Source organism: Kamptonema sp. PCC 6506, from assembly GCF_000180455.1.
Classification (GTDB): Bacteria; Cyanobacteriota; Cyanobacteriia; order Cyanobacteriales; family Microcoleaceae; genus Kamptonema; species Kamptonema formosum.
In genome coordinates this window covers 1-3,949 of sequence record NZ_CACA01000117.1, presented here as the reverse complement: position 1 = coordinate 3,949, position 3,949 = coordinate 1, and the positions used below count along the sequence as shown (strand labels likewise).

The 3,949-nt window shown below is 37.6% G+C and carries 6 protein-coding genes; all 6 read right to left on the bottom strand.

Annotated elements, in window-relative coordinates; genetic code table 11:
* The coding region (locus tag OSCI_RS06865; RefSeq protein WP_039961843.1) for a protein rep at positions 1 to 696 on the bottom strand (696 nt) is incomplete at its 3' end.
* Positions 697 to 966: 270 nt separating this feature from the next.
* Positions 967 to 1,251: a hypothetical protein gene (locus OSCI_RS06860; RefSeq protein WP_157135545.1), complete on the bottom strand. Its 285-nt coding sequence runs from the start codon at positions 1,249 to 1,251 to the stop codon at positions 967 to 969.
* A 1,189-nt stretch (positions 1,252 to 2,440) separates the two neighbouring features.
* Positions 2,441 to 2,710, bottom strand: a complete 270-nt coding sequence (locus tag OSCI_RS06855; protein ID WP_007354157.1) for a hypothetical protein — start codon at positions 2,708 to 2,710, stop codon at positions 2,441 to 2,443.
* The gene (locus tag OSCI_RS29700; protein ID WP_007354156.1) at positions 2,700 to 2,903 is read right to left on the bottom strand and encodes a hypothetical protein; all 204 of its coding nucleotides are present in this window, start codon (positions 2,901 to 2,903) and stop codon (positions 2,700 to 2,702) included. The genes OSCI_RS06855 and OSCI_RS29700 overlap by 11 nt, the downstream gene beginning before the upstream one ends.
* Positions 2,904 to 3,209: 306 nt before the next feature.
* Positions 3,210 to 3,530: a hypothetical protein gene (locus tag OSCI_RS06845; protein ID WP_007354155.1), complete on the bottom strand. Its 321-nt coding sequence runs from the start codon at positions 3,528 to 3,530 to the stop codon at positions 3,210 to 3,212.
* Between the two features lie 41 nt (positions 3,531 to 3,571).
* On the bottom strand, positions 3,572 to 3,949 hold a 378-nt coding region (locus OSCI_RS06840), incomplete at its 5' end, for a protein rep (protein WP_039961836.1).

Here is a 3,949-nt window from a genome sequence, read left to right as displayed (position 1 = left end):
CATAGATTGACGCCACATATCTTGCCAAGCCTGCTGAGTAAGATAATTACGACCACTAAGAAAAAGTTTAGGAACAATAATAATAGAATGACTATGAGGATGTACAGAAATTTCACCAGGAATTTCTGTTTTGCTTTTAGTAACCTCAATGGCTCGTAAGTAACCCACACCAGGAAAAACTTTACGCTCAGTGAATCTCTTCCATCCTTTGGACATTAACTGAATTTGATTACGCAAATTAGATAAAGGAATATGTCTTTGAGTAAGAGTTAAAAAAATAGCTACATGATTAGGATGCTCCTTAAATAACTTAGGTAAGGCTAATAACAAAAGGCCTTGACGTTTTGAAGTCTTGGCAGAAATACAAACAGGACATTGGGGAACGCGACACCACCAAACATCTCTAACACTTTCTATCGGATGGGATTTTATACAAGGAACTGTAATTAAATTACCAGTTTCATTAACATCAACATCAAAACCAGGGCGCTCATGATAGCCCACAATGTCAATAGTAACATTAGGCGCACATGACTTTATACGTTGGCTATACTTAATATAATCCTCATCACCTGTACGCTCAAAAATATCCGCTATTTTGTAGGAGAGTTCCTTACACCGAGCTATACGTTTAGCCCTGGTTGAAGTACAGGCTAATTGAGCCGGAACCAATCGCTGTGGTATATTTAGTTTCATGATATTTAAAATTTTTGGAGCGGGCCGCAAACCCGCTTTTTACTTGAGAATTAACACCACTGTTCAGACTGGTGTTTCCAGAAAAAATCGCTAAGACCCTTGTAGGTAAAGGCTTTAACCTCAATTCTGAAATCGAAGAAGTGCCTATAGTATCAAGAGAAGGATCGCGTGACGCGGGCGCAGTAATATCCAAACACCCCCTTTAAAGGCGAAGAAGGCGCGTAAATTCTAAGAAATAACTCAGAATACACGCACCTAATTTAACCAGCCTTAAATCTCCTTACAAGCACCGGAAACTGAATCTAAAGACTCGGTTTCCACTGGTACAAAATTATTAGGGTGAGTTAAAGTCTTCAAAGCCTTGATATGCTGTGCAAGCAAAACCATCTGAGAAAGGTGCAAAGAATGCTGACGGTTAAGCTGAGCATTACAAACCTGCAACTCAGTTTTTAAAGCAGCTTTCACAGAAAGATGGTCAGCCTCAAGCGCAGCTCGAAGTTGAGCTAACTCTTGAGTCAAATGAAAAATATGCTGGTCAATTTGTGTAATATCCATCAAGCCCTCCATTGGCATAACAGTGGTTGGGTCAGCGGTCGCCTGGTGTGTCCAGCACCCGGTGGCCGCGCTTAAACTCATTAAACCATAATTTGCCCCATATTTTCTCACATAAGAAAAAGCTATAGAGAAAAAGTTTAAGTTTTTATAAGAAATCTCAATGAATTAATTTGGTAGTGAAGATGGTATCAATATGATACCGTCTTCAGTGTTTGCAATCACTCTGCTATCACTGCAATCACTTTGCAATCACTGCAATCAGAGTAAGTGATAGCAATCTCTTCTATAATAGCTGAAAGCTTTACACTGTAAGGATTCTTGCGAAAAACTATTTCAGGTACTAAAGTACATAAACGGATAAGAAAAGCTTAAATCGCAAAATAAAAGGCAATGGTATAGTCGAGATTGCTATCACTTGCAATCACTGATAGCAATCACTGATAGCAATCACATCATTATGAGAAAAGCAGAGATAAGCAGGCAAGAATTACCCGACTAACGGCAAAGGCTTCGGCCAAATTTCTCGGAGAGCCAGCCGGACACAAGACACCACAACATCCAATAACATATCGCCGGCCAGCCCCCCTCCAAATTTGGCGACGTTAAATATTAGAGTTTAAAGTTACATATCTAACTATGTAACTTCACATAAATAACTCGTATGTAACTTAGACTTAAGTACATAAAGTCTAGGGCATTTTTTCTTTTTTTCACCTCTGATTGTGCGTTCCGGGGTACTCCTGTCAAGGGCGATAAATTCTATTCGGTAAGTATTGGAACTCGATTAAATCTTATTAGTTATTATGAAAGGTTACTAGCTCGTTCCAATACCAACCTCATAACGAATTTCTCTTCCTCCCTTGACAGGAGCCTCCCCCCTCCACTAATGAAGGAGGTGAGAAAAAAAGAAAAAATATTAGGGGGGGTTAGTGGGTAATCAATATAAATTAAAGGAAAGAATTTACTTGTAGACACCCTGTCTACACTGTCTACACTATTAACCATTTAGGGTGCAAATATTGGTTTATATTTCTAATTATTGCACCCTAAATAAAAATACGGTTGTGTGGATATCATAATATTACCGTCAAGTTTACAACATGACCAAAGTTCTAATTGCATAATTCCTATCGTGTGTATTTATGGATTACAAATCTAAAACTATCAGGCAAGGTCGGAGGCGATCACCTCAAATTTCATCCAAAGGGCAACCCCAAATCTCAACTTCAACAAACCCATCTCGTCCTACATAAGGAAGCTCTTTAATATTCCCCTGTTTATCATACTGCTGAGTAAAATGTAAACAAGCAATCAAAGTATCATCCTCATTTTTAAAAGGACCATATATCCCACGCCAAATACCTTGATACTTTGCATGAGGAGTTCGGTAATACCAATCGCCATACTCATCACACCAGACAGAAAACTCGTAACCATGAATATTATAATTATTCTTCATAATTATGTTCATTTAATTTTTCTCGAAGAAGTTCAACTTCTATTTCTAAAGTAGCAACTTGTCTTTGCAAAGCAGCAGTTCTAACAGTAGAATCATTAAAAAAAATTAGCGGTTTAGAATGGGGATTATCATCCTCTAAATTAATATTAGCCTTATCAATATAAGCCACCATTTTATCAATTGCGCTGCTCATATTGGGATAGTTTTTAAGCGTTTGGACTGTTTCAGGTTTGAGGCTAAAATTACACCGCTTGAAGTTGGGCTTAGAGCGTTTCGCCCTAGCTATCTCCAGATTAACCAGACTCTTCCTATTTATCATAATTGTGTAAGGTGGATTATAAAAATAATATCGCTGTATTCCTTGTAAGTCAAGGGTTTTAGTCTAAAAAGTAATTTTATTTATCTTTGTTGTCTGACGGGTATTACTCGCCCAAAGGTCTTCGATGTTGGGGCGGCCCCCGACGCAAGCGTCTTAGTTGGGACGGGGGCCGCCCCCTTCCTAGTCATATTCAAAATAGCAAAAGTTTTCATAAAATTGTGCTCGACAAGAATCACAAGAAAAGAAATAAGTATTAGGTGAAGCAGTCTCATCATAAGTGTCAAGGCGCTCACAGCACACTTTAGGATAACCACATTTAGGGCAATCATGAGGAAAACTCTCTACAAATTTATTAGGAAGAGAATTATCATCCCAATCATCCAAGGGCATACTTAAAATTTTAGATAACAACTGATTGGGTGTTAAAGGCAATCGACGCTTTAACTTCTCTTTACTATTCTTTTTTTCAAAAGGCAATATTTTATCAAATCCACTAGACATCTAGTTAACCTCACAAATATAACTAATTATAACATAAAAGGCTAATTGTCAACAATAACAGATTCATTAAATATTTTACCATCGCAAGTCCGCCGATAACGATTGATTGTATCATCAAATACCAACTGAAAGGAGCCACCAACATCATAAATTTTCTCTTCAACACCATGTTCAATTTTATCATCAATCGAATCTAATTGAGTTTGGCTAATATAGTCCTTAACAATACCACCAGAATTTAAAGTCCTGATACCCAACACTTGCCTAGAAAATTGAGGCAACGCATCACCAAAACTGAGCAAATCATCAAATTTAGTAATATACTTAGCAGCTTCGAGTGCTACATCAGCAGGTGAAAAATCATTTCTACTTTTAGAATAAGCTCGACGCACATCTACAATTGGGTCATAATCAAGCTT